Annotated in this window: 22 protein-coding genes, 2 pseudogenes and 1 riboswitch; of the genes and pseudogenes, 1 reads left to right on the plus strand and 23 read right to left on the minus strand. The window is 35.5% G+C overall.

Annotated features, from left to right (window positions below):
* Positions 1-19: 19 nt before the first annotated feature.
* The 21 genes and pseudogenes from sufU to ACYVEC_RS00525 all read right to left on the minus strand — a co-directional run bounded on the left by sufU (position 20) and on the right by ACYVEC_RS00525 (position 13,891).
* Positions 20-451 carry a Fe-S cluster assembly sulfur transfer protein SufU gene (gene sufU / locus ACYVEC_RS00425; protein ID WP_000009523.1) on the minus strand — a complete coding sequence of 144 codons (432 nt, stop codon included), beginning with the start codon at positions 449-451 and terminating at the stop codon, positions 20-22.
* Entirely contained in the window at positions 441-1,661 is a 1,221-nt protein-coding gene (gene sufS / locus ACYVEC_RS00430) for a cysteine desulfurase SufS (protein ID WP_199677987.1), read from the minus strand. Before sufS ends, sufU begins: the two co-directional genes overlap by 11 nt.
* Positions 1,661-2,953: a Fe-S cluster assembly protein SufD gene (gene sufD, locus ACYVEC_RS00435; RefSeq protein WP_000152177.1), complete on the minus strand. Its 1,293-nt coding sequence runs from the start codon at positions 2,951-2,953 to the stop codon at positions 1,661-1,663. Before sufD ends, sufS begins: the two co-directional genes overlap by 1 nt.
* Before the next feature lie 15 nt (positions 2,954-2,968).
* Entirely contained in the window at positions 2,969-3,754 is a 786-nt protein-coding gene (sufC, locus tag ACYVEC_RS00440; RefSeq protein WP_000929163.1) for a Fe-S cluster assembly ATPase SufC, read from the minus strand.
* 239 nt (positions 3,755-3,993) lie between these two features.
* The gene (gene metQ, locus ACYVEC_RS00445) at positions 3,994-4,800 is read right to left on the minus strand and encodes a methionine ABC transporter substrate-binding lipoprotein MetQ (RefSeq protein ID WP_199677986.1); all 807 of its coding nucleotides are present in this window, start codon (positions 4,798-4,800) and stop codon (positions 3,994-3,996) included.
* Positions 4,801-4,872: 72 nt separating this feature from the next.
* Positions 4,873-5,685 (minus strand): methionine ABC transporter substrate-binding lipoprotein MetQ, encoded by an 813-nt coding sequence (gene metQ / locus ACYVEC_RS00450; RefSeq protein WP_063222139.1) that lies wholly within the window; start codon positions 5,683-5,685, stop codon positions 4,873-4,875.
* Positions 5,686-5,708: 23 nt separating this feature from the next.
* A complete protein-coding gene (locus ACYVEC_RS00455; RefSeq protein WP_000359556.1) occupies positions 5,709-6,374 on the minus strand; it encodes a methionine ABC transporter permease in 666 nt (221 codons plus the stop codon).
* Positions 6,367-7,392, minus strand: a complete 1,026-nt coding sequence (locus ACYVEC_RS00460) for a methionine ABC transporter ATP-binding protein (protein WP_199677985.1) — start codon at positions 7,390-7,392, stop codon at positions 6,367-6,369. The genes ACYVEC_RS00455 and ACYVEC_RS00460 overlap by 8 nt, the downstream gene beginning before the upstream one ends.
* 177 nt (positions 7,393-7,569) lie before the next feature.
* Positions 7,570-7,677: riboswitch (SAM riboswitch) on the minus strand.
* Positions 7,678-7,802: 125 nt separating this feature from the next.
* Entirely contained in the window at positions 7,803-8,147 is a 345-nt protein-coding gene (locus ACYVEC_RS00465) for a hypothetical protein (RefSeq protein WP_060632769.1), read from the minus strand.
* Positions 8,148-8,301: 154 nt separating this feature from the next.
* A complete protein-coding gene (locus ACYVEC_RS00470) occupies positions 8,302-8,610 on the minus strand; it encodes a thioredoxin family protein (protein WP_002008881.1) in 309 nt (102 codons plus the stop codon).
* A gap of 3 nt (positions 8,611-8,613) precedes the next feature.
* Positions 8,614-8,958 (minus strand): toprim domain-containing protein, encoded by a 345-nt coding sequence (locus tag ACYVEC_RS00475; protein WP_000640869.1) that lies wholly within the window; start codon positions 8,956-8,958, stop codon positions 8,614-8,616.
* A 361-nt stretch (positions 8,959-9,319) separates the two neighbouring features.
* The gene (gcvH, locus tag ACYVEC_RS00480) at positions 9,320-9,703 is read right to left on the minus strand and encodes a glycine cleavage system protein GcvH (protein WP_000026896.1); all 384 of its coding nucleotides are present in this window, start codon (positions 9,701-9,703) and stop codon (positions 9,320-9,322) included.
* Positions 9,704-9,744: 41 nt separating this feature from the next.
* Entirely contained in the window at positions 9,745-10,110 is a 366-nt protein-coding gene (locus ACYVEC_RS00485; protein ID WP_000218969.1) for an arsenate reductase family protein, read from the minus strand.
* Between the two features lie 745 nt (positions 10,111-10,855).
* Complete coding sequence (locus tag ACYVEC_RS00490) at positions 10,856-11,227, minus strand: hypothetical protein (protein WP_080468389.1); 372 nt, start codon at positions 11,225-11,227, stop codon at positions 10,856-10,858.
* Between the two features lie 118 nt (positions 11,228-11,345).
* Complete coding sequence (locus ACYVEC_RS00495) at positions 11,346-11,585, minus strand: DUF3937 family protein (protein ID WP_063222142.1); 240 nt, start codon at positions 11,583-11,585, stop codon at positions 11,346-11,348.
* Between the two features lie 120 nt (positions 11,586-11,705).
* Positions 11,706-11,915 (minus strand): annotated as a pseudogene (locus tag ACYVEC_RS00500) (hypothetical protein); the annotation flags it as partial.
* Between the two features lie 221 nt (positions 11,916-12,136).
* Positions 12,137-12,538, minus strand: a complete 402-nt coding sequence (locus tag ACYVEC_RS00505; protein WP_063222143.1) for a hypothetical protein — start codon at positions 12,536-12,538, stop codon at positions 12,137-12,139.
* Between the two features lie 81 nt (positions 12,539-12,619).
* A pseudogene (locus ACYVEC_RS00510) lies at positions 12,620-12,848 on the minus strand (DUF4176 domain-containing protein).
* 14 nt (positions 12,849-12,862) lie between these two features.
* Complete coding sequence (locus ACYVEC_RS00515; protein WP_000171581.1) at positions 12,863-13,054, minus strand: hypothetical protein; 192 nt, start codon at positions 13,052-13,054, stop codon at positions 12,863-12,865.
* Positions 13,055-13,158: 104 nt separating this feature from the next.
* A complete protein-coding gene (locus tag ACYVEC_RS00520) occupies positions 13,159-13,308 on the minus strand; it encodes a hypothetical protein (RefSeq protein WP_231428549.1) in 150 nt (49 codons plus the stop codon).
* Between the two features lie 55 nt (positions 13,309-13,363).
* Positions 13,364-13,891 (minus strand): hypothetical protein, encoded by a 528-nt coding sequence (locus tag ACYVEC_RS00525; protein ID WP_460505320.1) that lies wholly within the window; start codon positions 13,889-13,891, stop codon positions 13,364-13,366.
* A gap of 143 nt (positions 13,892-14,034) precedes the next feature.
* Between ACYVEC_RS00525 and ACYVEC_RS00530 the strand changes: the two genes are divergently transcribed.
* Positions 14,035-14,682, plus strand: coding sequence for a phosphatase PAP2 family protein (locus tag ACYVEC_RS00530; RefSeq protein WP_063222145.1), 648 nt, complete (start codon positions 14,035-14,037; stop codon positions 14,680-14,682).
* Between the two features lie 56 nt (positions 14,683-14,738).
* On the opposite strand, the gene ACYVEC_RS00535 is transcribed toward ACYVEC_RS00530, so the two are convergent.
* On the minus strand, positions 14,739-15,752 hold the full coding sequence (locus tag ACYVEC_RS00535; protein ID WP_063222146.1) for a PTS transporter subunit IIC: 1,014 nt from the start codon (positions 15,750-15,752) through the stop codon (positions 14,739-14,741).
* Positions 15,753-15,774: 22 nt separating this feature from the next.
* Complete coding sequence (locus tag ACYVEC_RS00540) at positions 15,775-16,725, minus strand: L-lactate dehydrogenase (protein ID WP_063222147.1); 951 nt, start codon at positions 16,723-16,725, stop codon at positions 15,775-15,777.
* Between the last annotated feature and the right edge of the window lie 207 nt (positions 16,726-16,932).

Raw genomic sequence — 16,932 nt, forward strand, 5'->3', positions numbered from 1 at the left:
TTTTTAGGAACCTTTAACATTACTTATCTTCGTTTAAGCCCTTTTCTAACGCTTTCCACGCTAATGTTGCACATTTAATACGTGCAGGGAACTTGCATACGCCTTGTAATGCTTCAATATCTCCTAAATCGATGCTGTCATCGTACTCTTTTCCTAGCATCATGTCAGAGAAAATTTTAGAAAGCTGAAGTGCCTCTTCAATTTTCTTACCTTTTACTGCTTGTGTCATCATTGAAGCTGAAGACATTGAGATAGAACATCCTTCTCCTTCAAACTTCGCCTCTTGTACAATACCTTCTTCTACTTTCATCGTAAGTTGAATACGATCGCCGCAAGTTGGATTGTTCAAGTTAACGGTAACACTATCTTCTAACACGCCATGGTTACGAGGATTTTTGTAATGATCCATAATAACTTGACGATATAACGTATCTAAATTATTAAATGACATTTGTGAAATACTCCTTTGTCTTGATTAGCGATTCAACAAATGTATCAATTTCTTCTTTTGTATTATATAAATAGAAGCTCGCACGTGCTGTTGAAGAAGCTTTCAGCCACTTCATAAGCGGTTGTGCACAGTGGTGTCCTGCGCGAACCGCAATACCTTCTACATCTAATACAGTCGCTACATCATGAGGATGTACGTCTTCAATATTAAATGTAACAAGACCAGCGCGATGCTTTGGACCATAAATTGTAACGCCTTCTACTTCTGATAGTCTTTCTAAAGCGTATTGCGCTAATTCATGCTCATGCTTTTCAATATTATCAAGACCGATTTCTTCTAGGAAATCAATTGCCGCACCAAGTCCGATTGCATTACCGATAATCGGTGTACCTGCTTCAAACTTCCACGGAAGCTCTTTCCAAGTAGATTCTTGTAAATCTACGAAATCAATCATTTCACCGCCAAATTCAATTGGCTCCATATTGTTCAGCAATTCTTTCTTACCATATAATACGCCGATACCTGTAGGTCCGCACATCTTATGAGCAGATAATGCGTAGAAATCACAGTTTAAATCTTGTACATCTACTTTCATATGAGGTGTACTTTGTGCACCATCAACGACCATAATTGCACCGTTTTCGTGTGCGATTGCTCCGATTTCTTTTACAGGGTTAATCGTTCCAAGTACGTTTGATACTTGCATAATAGAAACGATTTTTGTATTCGGTGTAACTGTTTGACGAACATCTTCTAAAGAAATTGTACCGTCTGGTTGAAGCGGAAGGTATTTTAACGTTGCACCAGTTTTCTTCGCAACTTGTTGCCACGGAATGATGTTACTATGATGCTCCATGTAAGAAATAACGATTTCATCGCCTTCTTTTACATTTTCAAGACCATAGCTAGCCGCTACTGTATTTAATGCAGTTGTCGTTCCGCGCGTGAAAATAATCTCTTCCATTGATTTCGCGTTAATAAACTTGCGAACTTTCTCGCGTGCACCTTCATACGCGTCGGTAGCTTTCGTACCGAGCGTATGAACACCGCGATGCACGTTAGAGTTATATTCTTTATAGTAACGTTCTAACGTTTCAATGACTTGAATTGGTTTTTGAGAAGTTGCTGCACTATCGAAATAAACAAGTTGTTTGCCGTTCACTTTTTGATCAAGAATTGGAAACTGTTTGCGTATTTCATGAATATTCATTAGCGAACTTTCCTTTCAATTACCTCAACAAGCTGTGCCTTTACTCCTTCAATTGGAAGCTCATTAACTACAGGTGCTAAGAATCCATGGATGACTAAACGTTCTGCTTCGCGTTTTGGAATACCACGGCTCATCAAGTAGTATAGTTGGTATGGATCTACGCGGCCTACTGAAGCTGCGTGACCTGCCATTACATCATCTTCGTCGATTAAAAGAATTGGGTTTGCATCACCGCGAGCTTTTTCATCTAACATAAGAACGCGAGAAGATTGTTGTGCATTTGATTTAGATGCACCGTGTTCAATCTTACCAATTCCGTTAAAGATAGATGTTGCACTATCTTTTTGTACACCGTGTTTTAAAATCCAACCTTCAGAGTGTTTACCGAAGTGAACAACTTTAGTTGTAAAGTTTTGTGTTTGGTTACCACGGCCAATTGTTACTGTTTTCGTATCAGCATATGAACCGTCGCCCATTAAGTTCGTAACGTTCTCTGAAATTGTGTTTCCGTCATTCATAAGGCCTAGAGCCCAATCAATACGGCCGTCGCGTCCTACAACGCCGCGGCGGTTAACGTAAGTTGTTACGTCTTTTGCTAATAGATCCACCGCACCGAATTTCACTTGTGCGCCTTGTTCCACGATTACTTCTGCTACGATATTTGCAATACCTTTAGCATTTTCATTTGCAACGTAGTTTTCTACATAAGTTGCAGTACTGTTCGCATCAGCTACGAATAATACGTGGTTATATACGTTAGCTTCTTCGCCGTCTACTAAGAATACAGCTTGAAGTGGAGTTTCAAGAACAACGTTTTTCGGAACATATACGAATGCACCGCCGTTGATTAATGCAGCATGAAGTGCAGTTAGACGATGCTCGTCTACTTTCACGCCATCTTTCATTAAATACTTTTGTAATAGTTCAGCATGCTCAGTTGCAGCTGTTACGATATCTGTGAAAATAACACCTTTTTCTTTTGCTTCGTCTGCTAAAGAAACGAACGCAGTTGTACCAGTACGTTGCACTAATACGCTGTTATTTTCATCGATTAAGTTTTTCACTGCTTCTGGAAGCTCTGTTAAAGAACTTACAGGCTCTTGCTTAGCAGCGTCGCCTTTTCCGATAAAGTCCCATTTTTCAATTTTCGTTTTATCAGGCGTTGGCATTGGAAGTTCAGTTGCTTGTGCAAGAGCTTGTAAGCGGAACTCAGTCAACCAAGCAGCTTCGTTTACTTCGCTTGCGCGTTGACGGATTGTTTCTTGATCGAAAGGTAATGTACCGATTGTCATGTTTATGCTCCTCTCTTACGCTTCTTGCTCTGTTGTTTCGTCTTCAATACCTAATTCTTTTTTAATCCAGTCATAACCTTCAGCTTCTAGACGTTGTGCAAGCTCAGGGCCACCAGATTTAACGATACGACCGTTCATCATAACGTGAACGAAGTCTGGAGTGATGTAGTTTAATAAACGTTGGTAATGCGTAATCATTAGGCAACCGAACTCTTCACCGCGCATTTGGTTAATACCTTTAGATACAACTTTTAATGCATCGATATCAAGACCAGAGTCGATTTCATCTAAGATTGCGATTTTTGGCTCAATCATCATTAATTGAAGAATTTCGTTACGTTTTTTCTCTCCACCAGAGAAACCTTCGTTTAAGTAACGTTGTGCCATTTCTGGATCCATTTCTAGGAATTCCATGTTTTTATCTAATGTACGGATAAATTTCATAAGAGAAATTTCATCGCCTTCTTCACGACGTGCATTAATTGCAGAACGTAAGAAGTCAGCGTTTGTAACTCCGCTAATTTCACTTGGATATTGCATTGCTAAGAATAGACCTGCTTGTGCGCGCTCGTCTACTTCCATTTCTAATACATCTTCACCGTCAATGATGATGCTACCTTCTGTTACTTCATACTTTGGGTGACCCATAATTGCAGAAGATAAAGTTGATTTACCTGTTCCGTTAGGTCCCATAATTGCGTGGATTTCTCCACCTTTTACTTCAAGGTTTACACCTTTTAAAATTTCTTTGCCGTCAATTGATACGTGTAAGTCTTTAACCGTTAATGTAGAACCAGCCATCTCAATACCTCCATTAATCCTATATATACATTTTAAAAATTCCTAAAACGTTCATATTCTCATTTTATTCTCATTCTAATTTTATATCAAATAAAATGATATCGCAAACGACGAAAAAAAGTAACAATTTTTTCACAAATGTATATAAGTATTTCCTTTTCACCTTTCTATGATACACCTTTCTTCTTATTTATATAAAGAAAAAAGGACTGGAAAATTACCAGTCCTTTCCTTCATATTTATTCACTTACTGGCAGTACAGCACCTTTATATTCTTTATTAATAAAATCTTGAATTTCTTTTGAGTGCAGTACTTCTACTAGCTCTTTAATTTCTTTTTTCTTCTCGTCACCTTTACGAACTGCAATAATATTTGCGTATGGAGAGTCTGATCCTTCAATCGCAATTGCATCCTTTGTTGGATTTAATTTTGCATCAATTGCGTAGTTTGAATTAATGAATAAAGCATCACCTTCATTATTTTCATATAACTTTGGTGAAAGTCCAGGTTCTACATCTGTTTTAAATTTTAAGTTTTTCGGATTTTCTACAACATCTTTTACTGTCGCCTTAACAACATCTACACCGTCTTTTAATTTAATAACGCCGCCTTTTTGTAATAACGCTAACATACGGCCACGCTCCGCTACGTTATTACTCATAATCACGGTTCCGCCATCTGGTAAGTCTTTTAAGCTTTTATATTTCATAGAATAAATGCCCATTGGCTCTAAATGAATTTTTCCTGCGTTTACAATTTTATATCCTTTTTCTTGAATTTCTTTATCTAAATACGGAATGTGCTGGAAATAGTTTGCATCAATTTCTTTATCCGCCAACGCTTTATTCGGTAACACATAGTCTTGGAATTTTTTAATTTCTAATTTAATACCTTTTTTCTCTAATATTGGCTGTGCTTTTTCTAAAATAACAGCGTGCGGCACGTTAGAAGCTCCAACGACAAGCTTATTTTCCTCTTTCCCTCCGCAAGCAGCTAATGTAAATACAGACAGCGCTGTAACAACTGACAATAGAATCTTTTTCATATGATGTCCCCTTCTCCTGTATAATTATGTAGTTATAAAAAGGGCCGGCATACACCAACCCTTCCACAGCAATTATTCTTTTACAGGAACAACTGCCCCTTTATATTCTTTATTAATAAAGTCTTCAATTTCTTTAGAGTGTAATACTTCTACAAGAGCTTTAATCTCTTTCTTATCTTTATCGCCTTTACGAACAGCTACTACGTTTGCGTACGGTGAATCATTTCCTTCAATGGCAATTGCATCTTTTTCTGGATTTAACTTCGCATCAATTGCATAGTTCGAGTTAATTAAAACAGCGTCGCCTTCTTTATTGTTATACACTTGTGGTAATAAACCAGGCTCGATATCCGTTTTGAATTTTAAGTTTTTCGGATTATCTGCAATATCTTTTGGAGTTGCTTTAACTGGATCTACTCCGTCTTTAATTTTTAAAATACCCTCTTTTTGTAAAATTGCTAAACCACGTCCATGGTCAGCAACAGAATTACTCATAATAATTGTTGCACCGTCTGGAAGCTCTTTTAAGCTCTTATATTTTTGAGAATATACACCAATCGGTTCTAAATGAATTTTTCCTGCTACTTCAAAATCATATTTTTTATCTTTAATTTCTTTTTCTAAATACGGAATGTGCTGGAAGTAGTTTGCATCTAAATCCTTATCCGCTAACGATTTATTTGGCAATACGTAATCTTGGAATTTTTTCACCTCTAATTCAATTCCTTTTTTCTCAAGTAACGGTTTTGCCTTTTCTAAAATTTCAGCGTGCGGTACGTTAGACGCCCCCACAACTAGTTTTTTTTCATCTTTATCTTTCCCGCCACAAGCAGCTAACCCCAAAATAGAAGTTGAAATAAGTGCTGTAAGTAATAATTTTTTCATTTGAAACATCCTCCCGTTTTTTATTATCTTTTATCTATTCGAGTCGTTACACGATCACCAATCCACTGAATGAAAAATACAACTAGTAATACACAAATTGTCGCAACGATTGTTACGTCGTTATTTCCTCGTTGGAACCCCTCTAAATAAGCAAGTGTTCCAAGGCCACCAGCACCAACAACTCCCGCCATTGCTGTATAGCCTACTAAAGCAATTGTCGTAACTGTAATACCAGACACTAATGCTGGTAACGATTCTGGAATTAGCACTTTCAAAATAATTGTGCTTGTTTTTGCTCCCATTGCTTTTGAAGCTTCAATTACACCTTTATCAATTTCACGAAGGGCAATTTCAACCATTCTCGCGTAAAACGGTGCCGCTCCAATAATTAAAGCTGGAAGTGCAGCACTCGCTCCAAGAATTGTTCCAAGTAGAATCTTTGTGAATGGGATTAATAAAATGATTAAAATAATGAACGGTATCGAGCGAAAAATGTTTACGAACGCTCCAATCGCCGTGTTAACCGCTTTGTTTTCCCATAAATTATCTTTCGCTGTCATAAAGAGTAACAATCCTAAAATGAGTCCTAAAACAAATGTGGCAAGAGCTGCGATTGCCGTCATATATAACGTTTCACCAGTTGCTTCTAACATTTGATTCCAATCAACGTTTGTGAGTAACTTATCCATGTGCAATCACCTCTAGCTCTACTTGATCTTGATGTATTCCCTCTATTGCTTGCTGAATCGCTGTTTCCTCACCATTTAAATGAACAACTAAACTACCGTAAGAGCCGTTATTCGTTTGTGCGATATTTCCTTGCAAAATGCTAACTTCTATATCACTGCGCTGCATTAATCTTTGAAGCACTGGTCTTTCTACAGCCTCACCGATAAACTGCAAACGAATTACTTTTCCATCTGGATACTTTTCAATTAAACTTTCAATCGTTTCATTTGTATCTTCAGAATCCGTTAACTGCTGTACAAATCGTTTCGTAATGTCTTTCTGCGGATTACGGAACACATCAAGTACTGGACCTGTTTCTACAATCTTTCCTTTCTCCATTACCGCAACACGATTACAAATCTTTCGAATTACGTGCATCTCGTGTGTAATGAGTACAATTGTTAAACCGAGACGCTTATTAATATCTAATAATAAATCTAGAATTTGATCTGTCGTTTCTGGATCAAGAGCTGACGTTGCTTCATCACATAAAAGTACTTTTGGATTGTTAGCTAATGCTCTTGCAATCCCAACGCGTTGCTTTTGTCCTCCGCTTAGCTGGGATGGATACGCGTCTCCTCTTCCTTCTAAACCAACAAGATGAATTAATTCATCAACACGTTTTCTTCTCGCCGCCTTATCGACACCTGCAATTTCAAGTGGGAACTCGATATTTTCACGTACAGTTCGTGACCAAAGTAAGTTGAAGTGCTGAAAAATCATTCCGATTTCTTGCCTTGCCTTACGAAGTTCGCTTCCTGTAATTGCTGAAATGACACGATTTGCAATTGTAATTTGGCCAGAAGTTGGTTTCTCTAGCTGATTGAATAATCTAATTAAAGAACTTTTTCCAGCACCACTATATCCGATAACACCAAATATTTCACCTTTATCTATTTTTAAATTGGCATTATCTACAGCAGTGACATCACCGCTTTTTGCTTTATATATTTTCTTTACATTTTCTAATAAAATCATGATGTTCACCCCTTTTTGTTTGGACATACTCCGCAATTTTTTATTTTTGATGCGTGTAATCCACCATTATCATTACTTTTATTATTTGAATGTCCTCCACATTCAAACAACAAAAAAACCTTTCCGCTTTAGAGAAGCAGAAAGGTTTATATGCGTATATAACAACATTATCCCTCTCTCTCATCTCTCAAAGCATTTGCTTTGCAGGAATTGGCACCATTTCAACATAAGTTGACGGTTGCCGGGCTTCACAGGGCACAGTCCCTCCACCTCTCTTGATAAGAGAAATCAGATTACATTTTTGTCTGATTTGTAATTTATGAAATTGTCTATATTTTATGAATTGAATTGTATCAATATCCACACACCATGTCAACAGAAATTTTCGCAAAAAATGAAACTTCAGAATTTTAAGCACCTACTGACATTGGTTTACATATATGAAACATCGATTCAACTAATAGCATCGTTCGATACGTTCCCGAATATTGCACACGTCCATCATTCATTAGCATTTGCAATCGTACATTGCCGTTCACCAATTGTTTTATATCTTCCTCATCTACACAAACGATCTGCTCCGTTCCTCTTTCCTCATGTAGCAGCTCTATATAATCTCTTGAAATTTGTAACGAACAACTTTCATCTCCAAAGCGGAAATTAACAGTTTTCTCTCCTTGTCTTAAAAGCGGCTCTAAATGATATTGACCATTAGCGTAATTTACAAATGATTGCAGCAAAGAATATAATTTCACCCTAAATCACATCCTTCATATCACTTTCTATTACACATATCATTCCCTCTCACTAAAGAGCAATCCTGTTACTTTCGCTCGACAAATACTGTAATCACCCTGCATCTCGACATATTTCCCAAGAAATATGTCGAGGCGGCAAAAACTTTGCCGCCTACTTTAATTCTGTATATAAATATTCAACCGAATGAAATGCATATATCTTCTTCATGAGTGTCCCATTTTCAAAAACAAGTAAACACGGTACACTTTCGATTCCATACTCTTTCGCTAAATGCGGAGCATAATTTAAATCTAACATCCCAATTTTCAGATCCTCAATTGTCATCTCAACAACCGTTAACATCTTTTTTGCTAATTGGCATGTTCCACACATTGGAGTATATACATATAGCACTGTTTTTTCTTCGTTCTCTATTAAGGCTGTAGCTTCGGCTCCTGTCCAGTCAATCACTTCTATCATTCCTTACCGTAAATATTCTGTATAAACGTCAATGTCAGCTCCCCATAATACATTTGCTAAGTGTGAAGATGGCGCAGTTGCCACTTCTCGGTACGAGCGATCAATATAAATATGCTCTGCTTGCGGAAATTCTTTTCGAAATTGTTTCCTTAACTTTTCTCCAGCATCATCAGCATCCACTAGCACATACACTTCCTTATCAAAAAACTGATCAACGAGCTCATCCATTTTCGACAAACCAATTGTACCATTTGTACAAACAATTTCCACCGGTTCACGAATAATAGATTCAATCTTTCTTCTATCTGATGTACCTTCTACAATAATGACTTTTTCTACATAAATCATATGTCATCACCCGATCACCATATACTATACAACCTTTAACTTAGTATATAGTATATTCGTTATTTTCATGTTGTTTCCTGTTTATTTTTGCAAAAGAAAAGCGGAACCGACTGTTTAGCCCTGTTGGCTAAGGTTCTTTCGCACAGAAGACGCTTTTTGCCTTGGCGAAACCACCAAACAATCTAGCCGCTGGAGCTGGACAATAAAGAAAAGCGCAAGCAGCTAGAACTGCATAAAACTTAAACGAAAAGTTTTTCCAAAAACGTTCTCCTACACGATAATTAGTATATGATTTTACGTTCATTATTTTACATAAAATAAAAAAAGGACAGCACAAAGGCTGTCCTTTAGTCGACTATAATTAGTCTTGGTTTGTCATTTCTGCATATTTTTCAGCAGTTAATAACTTTTCAACTTGGCTTGCATCAGAAAGTTCAACTTTAACCATCCATGCACCCTCGTATGGAGATTCGTTAACAAGTTCTGGTTGGTCACTTAATTCTTCGTTTACTGCTACAACTTTACCGCTTACAGGTGCGTATAACTCAGAAACTGTTTTAACAGATTCTACGCTTCCGAATGGCTCGTCAGCTTCAATTGTTGCACCTACTTCAGGAAGTTCAACGAATACGATATCGCCTAGCTCACCTTGTGCAAAGTGAGTAATACCGATAACAACTTCATTACCTTCAGTTTTTACCCATTCGTGTTCTTCAGAGTAACGTAAATTATTTGGAATGCTCATGACTGTACCTCCAGTGAATGTATTAATTATGTAAAAATACCTTATTGGTACTTTTTCCACACACTTTCAAACTGCTCTTCGTTAAAACCAAGTGTTACATTCGTTCCATTTGTTACAATTGGACGTTTAATCAACATGCCATCAGATGCTAAAAGCTCGTACATTTCGTCTTCGCTTGCATCTTTCAACTTATCTTTCAGACCAAGTTCACGGTAACGCATTCCACTTGTATTAAAGAATTTTTTTAATGGTAATTCACTTTTTTCATGTAAATTACGTAAATCTTCTTTTGATGGTGGATTTTCAACAATATGAATCATCTCATATGCTACATCATTTGCCTCAAACCATTTCTTTGCTTTTTGACATGTGCCACACTTTGGATATGAATAAAATGTTACTGTCATAAATTCACCTACTTTTTTACTAACCTTTACCTTTATCATATAGAAAACGTTTTATTATTTCAAACGATTATTCGCTAAACTTTTACTTATTTCGTGATAAATTTTAATAATCCTGCGAATTTTCCTTATTTTCCCGCCATTTGTTAAGAAAAAAATAAATATATAATTTTTTTGGATTCTTTCCCAATTCCCCGCCGAACATATATCTTAAACAAACGTTTGATTAAATTCCTATTTTTCTTTGTTCCCCTTGAGCTGCATCAATTTCTTCCTACCGAACATATATCCTAAACAAACGTTTGATTAAATTCCTATTTTCCCTTGTTCACCCTTGAGCTTCATCAATTTCTTCCTACCGAACATACATCTTAAACAAACGTTTATTTAACCGTTTCAGCCTATAGCCACAAAACCTGGAAACACTTTAAATGACAAAATCTTACAGATAAAAGGAACTAACGATTTTGACCGTAGTAGTGAGCCCGCAAGAAAGTTATTAAACCTATCATCAATAAAGCCAAAGTAACTGCTCCTGAGAATATGAAATTCAAATTACTGACTGAAATAAAAAAAGAAGTACCCTTGATTAGAGACAGAGGTACTTCTTTTTTTATCATAAATCTAAAGGTAAACGTATCCTTTATTAAAGTAGAAATGTATACTTTTCTACTTTTTCGTAGTTTATTCAAAATCTTTGCGGAACCGCCACTAGCTCATTTACATAATTATCGTTAGGTGAAGTTACTTATATTTTTCTACGTACTAAATAAAAAGCTAAGGAACCCATAATAATAGGTGCAACTAAACTAGAAGAATATGCACTAGTAATAGTAAAAAGAGAGAGTATAAATATATAGATAAGAGCTAGTCCAATAAATACAGGAATTCCAAATCGAAACTTCCTACATTGTTTTATGTTCCTGTATAACATTTCTCCAATTAGGCAAGCTACAAGATCTAATATGCTACCAAATATAATGAGAATTACAACGAATCCTAATATGTTAGGTAAATCATTCTCGTAAGAATAACTAGGATCAGAAATATACGGTATTAAGAACCATATGATAATAAAAGTAAGCAGGCTTGCAGCATAACTAATTAAAAATTTCCCCAACGTAATCATCCTCATAATTTTCTAATATTATCTTCATTATATGACATAATGTTCTATTATTAATAGCAAGACTACCATCCACGAAATTGCTAATTGAATGAAATAAAAAAAGACGCATTTAAATGGATGCGTCTTTTGGCGATGTTTCTTTTGTGAAATCATATAAAGCAATCGCGCCTAAAATAACCAATATACTTTCAGGGGCATCTAACAAAATAGTTCTCCAAGTTTCTGATATTACCCATTTAATACCTGCTGATTCAAGATATGCTTGAAAATAACCGATTGTAAAATCAATTACAAATAAACATACAAGTAATGTTAGACCAAACCGAATTAATTTCTTGTTTTTAAACATGTAACACCTCTCAAAATTCATTGGATATTTCTGTTTTCAGTTCTTTATATACAAAAATCCCTATATTTAATTTTAACATACAAAATATCCCAATAAATACAATATGCATATTTGCATATTTCATAAATATTGAGGAATTACTTTTAATAAAAAATCCCTACAAGTGTAGAATAAACTAGCTTTAGCAATGCAAACAATTAATCGCATAAATAACGAAATCATTTGAACCACTATATAGACAATCCCAGCCCTTGAAATAAGGGGAAATCCACGTTCCTGGCTACCTACCATAATGAATAACCCGCCGCATAACGCTACAACGGATGCGATAGCACCGACAGGTAAGAAATTACTGCAAAGAAAAAGCCATGTATACACATGACTTTCATAGCATAAGTAATAATCAAAATCCCTTTTTCTTCATCAGCAATTTTTGCTTGCTGACACTTTTCTGAAGCTTTCCTTTTCCCCATCTCTTTAGAAGGTATTCGAATCCTAAGAACATAATATTCGTCCTCTACTTTTTCAAACAGGCATTATAATTTTAAAAACTATCTTTCTTTTTCCCATGATATTCGAAATTCTCCACCATGATCTTCCGTTTTAATTTTAACCTTATATGTATCATCCTTAGATACTTTAATGCTTTTTTTACCTTCGCCACTATTAAATTCTAGTATAGTATTATCATTTGAATCTACAACATAAGCAATTATAGTTCCTTGTTTAGTTTTATCAGTAAAAGAAAAGATCCAATTCTCCCCTTTTTTAACTTTCCTATCTTGAGTTGCAGATCCAGTAAATTTCCTATAGTCCCCCGATATACTACCAGATACGCTATCTGAAGAACCATGAACCTTACCACCAACAATCGTTCCCTCTCTTGTAAAACAACCACTAAGAACCACCAAACATAGAACAAATAATAATGTATTTTTAATAGTTTTCAACATCATTCCCCCCTTATTCTCACAATAAATACCCCCTATTTACATTCAAAAAAACTATAGCATCTATAATATTATTTTAACTCTTCACGCAACTTCATTTACATATCCAGTAAAAATCACCTCTGATATATGTTCATGATTAAAAAACATATTATATTCAGTTGAAATATTTCCGATAGGATAATAACAAGCTATATACTCCCAAGTTTCCTTAGTTTTTGAATCTTCTTCTTTTCATTAATGGCTGTTCCCATGTTTTAAACCTCACAACTGAATAAATCGGAAGTAATGTATCTTTCACTACCTTTTCCATTTTAATTCACCACTTTATTTAATGAAAAATTTACCTATTTTATATAAAATAAAAAAACTAATAGGAACTGTAATTAAATATATTAATGAAAAGATTATTTTTTCTTTTAAATTATATGTAGCATCAAACATTGTAAAAATAATAGTACCAAAAAAACAAATCACAAAAAGAACTTTTAAATTTTTTTTCAAACTTTCTAAAGTCATAAAAGATACTCCTTTTTACTTTATCTCTACTTCAACACCTGTATCCACAAGACTAGCTCTAGGTTCCCAAGGGAAATTCATTTTAAATCCACTTAAACTTATCTTTAGTGAACTACCGGCTTGTCCAAGTGAAGCTGAACCACCAAGATGTAAATCATGATATCTATACCCACTTCATATTTTGGTAAAGAGGCCTCCTCCCCAAGTTCAAAACCATTTTTATCTATTTTATCAGCAACTTCTGCATTCCCCATACTTAAACTAGCTTCTACATAAAAAAATAAGAAGCCTCGTTTACAGGCTCCTTCATCATCTATTCAAATAATCTGCGATGGTTTGAAATACGACGATGTACATATTATGAATACTTTCTTCTGTATTTCCGCCATTAGATAAACCAACTGCCCATTGTTGCCCTTCACCACTTCCGATATTTGCAAACCCTTGCGTATACATGGCATTTACATCTTTTCGGGCACTGTTATACTCTATCCCTTTTGTAATAAAAATCGAATATGATTTATCTTGTAAACCGATAAAAAACACTGGTTTCTTTAGCGATGAAAATACATTTTTATACTGATCTGTTGAGGCTTCTTGAAAGTGAGCTTTCATTATTAGAAAACCATCCACTTCCTTAGATTTCTTTTCCAGTTCCTCTAACTTCATTTCCTCAAACTTTACATTCCTAAACGTATCTTTCGGTTTTTCTCCAATAACTCCAATTACGAGTGCTCTTCCGTTATATTCTAATTTCTCTCCTTCTTTATCCTTTGCACACCCAGCACTGACTAGGCATATCAATATAAAAACTAAGAAATACGATAAACGCTTCATTTAGCACCCTCCCCTTCTTTTCAGTCAAGTGACAAAAACGTAAGGTGAATTCAAGAAAATGTAAGTAAAATCGATAGCCCAAATTACGTTTCTATATTATAATCAATTGAATTTACTTACATTACTAAACATAGGAGATTATTATGAAGAAATTTAAACTTTCATCTTTTCTTCCGTTAAGTTATATACTTCTACTCGTACTCGTAAGTCCCCTTTACGATGTATTAAATAAATCTACTGTACACGCAGTAGATGTCACAACTGTAGTAGATGATTGGATTCCATTTGTGAAAGCATTTATTATTCCTTATTTACTTTGGTTTCCTTACTTATACGGCGCACTTATTTATTACTGCTTTGCCGATCGAAAACAATATTATGTCACTTTAAGTAGTATCATTCTTGGAAAACTTGCTTGTTTTTCTATTTATTATTTTTGGCAGACAACTGTACCACGTCCAACAGTCGTTGGGACAGACGTATTTTCCGAACTAGTCCGCTATATTTATAGTATCGATCAACCAGTCAACTGTTTCCCTAGCATTCACGTTCTTACTACATTTGTTATTATGTTAGCTGCCTTTAGACGTAGAGAACAACATGCTTTTGAATATTACATTCTTACCTTCTTCGGTACGCTTATTATTTTATCAACGCTATTTACGAAGCAACATGCATTTGTAGACGCCATTTCTGGAATGACGCTTGCAAGCATACTTTACTTCGGCGTTCAGCTGTTATTAGCAAAAGAAACAGTACGTGTTCCAGTAAAACAAAATCATAAAATGTAAAAAGCAGACTGTGGCTTCTCAGTCTGCTTTTCTCTATATAAAAGGAGATTTTCAATTTAAGATTGCGGTACAGTCATATCACCAGAGTGAATACGACCTGCTTTTTTAAGAGCAATGTAAAGTATATAAGAAACAGCTACTGGAATGACGATATAAGTGATTACCATCGCTGGGACAACTTCCCATCCTTCGCTGGAAATTAAATTAATTGGTGCGATAAGAGAACTTAATCCAAGACCTGCAATTTCTTTTCCTGCTTCCAGTTGGAAAATTAATGCTGATACTGGACCAACTATCGCACTGGCGACAACAGTTGGGACGAGAATCATTGGATTTTTAGTGATATTTGGCAGCTGTACTTTCGGAGTACAAAGAGCTTGAGCTAATATACCACCTAAATTGTTTTCTTTCGCAGAGATGACAGAGAATCCGATAAACTGAGCAACGCAGCCTGCAAGAGCAGCACCACCTGCAACACCGTCTAAGCTAAGTGCAATCGCTAACGCAGCTGATGAAGCTGGAGAGATAAGTAATAGTCCCCAAACGACTGCAATGACGATAGAAGCGATAAACGGGCTACCAGCTGAACTATCTTTAATGAAAGCTCCAACTGCATTTAAAACAGGAGTAATATTATGAGATAACCAAATACCTATTAAACCAGAACCTAATATTGCCGCAAATGGAACGAGCATCATATCTAACGCAGTTTTTCCACTTAAACGTTTACCAATATATACAGCTAAAGTTGCTGTTAATAATGCACCAATTGGTTCACCTGTTTTAATAATTAGACCTGCTTCAGTAATTGAAATGGATCCGGCACCAATCGCTCCAGCTACCATAGCCGAGAAGATTACAAGTCCATTTGCACCGAGCATAAAAGCAATTCCGGCACCAATGGCTGGTGCCATAAGTGATTTTGCAACAACTCCGATTGTAATAAGCAACGGAATATCAACAATTCTTCCTATATTTTCGATTAGTAAACCAATTCCAAGGGATACGAAAATACCTTGTGCGATTCCAGCTGATGCTTTAAATACACGAGACATTATATATTCCTTCATTTGTTTCACCTTCTCCTATAAGTTAGTAACCAATTGTTTTCATATAGTCACGTAAAATATCGTTTGATTTTGCGAATCGAGATTCTTCATCCTCTGTTAAATTTAGTTCTACAATTTCTCTTATACCATCTCTAGTAATAATAGCTGGTACTCCTGTACAAATATCATATTCACCGTACTCACCATCTAAAATAGCTGATACAGCAATTACACGGTGATCATCGTTAAAGATTGAGCTCGCAATATATGCTAAAGAATTTCCGATTCCGTAATAAGTAGTACCTTTTCGTTTATAAATTTCCCATCCAGCTTTTGCAGTCTTCTCAACAATTTCATCTAAATCTATTTCACCAAATCGGTCTTTTTTCTCTTCTAAAATTTGCAGAATTGGTTTTCCACCAACAGTTACGTGTGACCAAGCAACCATTTGAGAATCACCATGTTCTCCTAATGAATACCCATGAATACTACGAGGATCTACATGTAACATTTCAGATAAAATTGTTCGTAAGCGAGAAGAATCTAGTGATGTACCAGTACCGATCACACGATTTCTAGGTAATCCAGATAATTTCCACACTTCATATGTAATAATATCAACTGGGTTCGATGCAAGTAAGAAAATACCATCAAATCCACTTTCCATTACGCCTCCAACAACACTTTCCATAATCTTCGCACTCGCTCCTAAAGTATCTAAGCGACTTTGTCCTGGTTTTGGTGCTGGTCCTGCTGTAATAATAACGATGTCCATATCTTTGCAGTCTTCATAACTTCCTGCATATACTTTTGTTCTTGTATTTGTAAAGTTAATGCAGTGTGATAAATCCATTGCTTCCCCAACTGCACGTTCATGATTTATATCAATTAATAATAGCTCTTCGCAAATGCCTTGATTGACAATGGAATATGCACAACTTGATCCAACTAATCCAGTACCGATAATTGCAATTTTTCTTGTATTTCTTTTCATAGCAATCTCTCCTAATTGATCATATAATCTATTTCTTTTGTTCTTTACACTCCTAATTATAGAGGTTCCCACGATAGAAACCATGGATACTTTGTGAAATATCGAACAAACTTTTTGTCCTTTTTGTGAATTGTTATATTCCATTTTCGTCATATTTGTTACAACTGGAAAAATATTTATTATGTATTTATTGACATATACAAAAAG

This window comes from Bacillus sp. MN7755 (genome assembly GCF_054771475.1).

Bases quoted from the DNA above. Each gene is read 5' to 3' on its own strand.
- sufU (WP_000009523.1), bottom strand. From the start codon at position 451: ATGTCATTTAATAATTTAGATACGTTATATCGTCAAGTTATTATGGAT.
- ACYVEC_RS00520 (WP_231428549.1), bottom strand. From the start codon at position 13,308: ATGGGGAATGCAGAAGTTGCTGATAAAATAGATAAAAATGGTTTTGAA.
- ACYVEC_RS00495 (WP_063222142.1), bottom strand. From the start codon at position 11,585: ATGTTTAAAAACAAGAAATTAATTCGGTTTGGTCTAACATTACTTGTA.
- ACYVEC_RS00505 (WP_063222143.1), bottom strand. From the start codon at position 12,538: ATGTTGAAAACTATTAAAAATACATTATTATTTGTTCTATGTTTGGTG.
- ACYVEC_RS00540 (WP_063222147.1), bottom strand. From the start codon at position 16,725: ATGAAAAGAAATACAAGAAAAATTGCAATTATCGGTACTGGATTAGTT.
- sufC (WP_000929163.1), bottom strand. From the start codon at position 3,754: ATGGCTGGTTCTACATTAACGGTTAAAGACTTACACGTATCAATTGAC.
- ACYVEC_RS00485 (WP_000218969.1), bottom strand. From the start codon at position 10,110: ATGACAGTAACATTTTATTCATATCCAAAGTGTGGCACATGTCAAAAA.
- gcvH (WP_000026896.1), bottom strand. From the start codon at position 9,703: ATGAGCATTCCAAATAATTTACGTTACTCTGAAGAACACGAATGGGTA.
- sufD (WP_000152177.1), bottom strand. From the start codon at position 2,953: ATGACAATCGGTACATTACCTTTCGATCAAGAAACAATCCGTCAACGC.
- sufS (WP_199677987.1), bottom strand. From the start codon at position 1,661: ATGAATATTCATGAAATACGCAAACAGTTTCCAATTCTTGATCAAAAA.
- ACYVEC_RS00470 (WP_002008881.1), bottom strand. From the start codon at position 8,610: ATGATAGAAGTGATTGACTGGACAGGAGCCGAAGCTACAGCCTTAATA.
- metQ (WP_199677986.1), bottom strand. From the start codon at position 4,800: ATGAAAAAGATTCTATTGTCAGTTGTTACAGCGCTGTCTGTATTTACA.
- ACYVEC_RS00455 (WP_000359556.1), bottom strand. From the start codon at position 6,374: ATGGATAAGTTACTCACAAACGTTGATTGGAATCAAATGTTAGAAGCA.
- ACYVEC_RS00475 (WP_000640869.1), bottom strand. From the start codon at position 8,958: ATGATTTATGTAGAAAAAGTCATTATTGTAGAAGGTACATCAGATAGA.
- ACYVEC_RS00515 (WP_000171581.1), bottom strand. From the start codon at position 13,054: ATGACTTTAGAAAGTTTGAAAAAAAATTTAAAAGTTCTTTTTGTGATT.
- ACYVEC_RS00460 (WP_199677985.1), bottom strand. From the start codon at position 7,392: ATGATTTTATTAGAAAATGTAAAGAAAATATATAAAGCAAAAAGCGGT.
- ACYVEC_RS00535 (WP_063222146.1), bottom strand. From the start codon at position 15,752: ATGAAGGAATATATAATGTCTCGTGTATTTAAAGCATCAGCTGGAATC.
- ACYVEC_RS00530 (WP_063222145.1), top strand. From the start codon at position 14,035: ATGAAGAAATTTAAACTTTCATCTTTTCTTCCGTTAAGTTATATACTT.
- ACYVEC_RS00525 (WP_460505320.1), bottom strand. From the start codon at position 13,891: ATGAAGCGTTTATCGTATTTCTTAGTTTTTATATTGATATGCCTAGTC.
- metQ (WP_063222139.1), bottom strand. From the start codon at position 5,685: ATGAAAAAATTATTACTTACAGCACTTATTTCAACTTCTATTTTGGGG.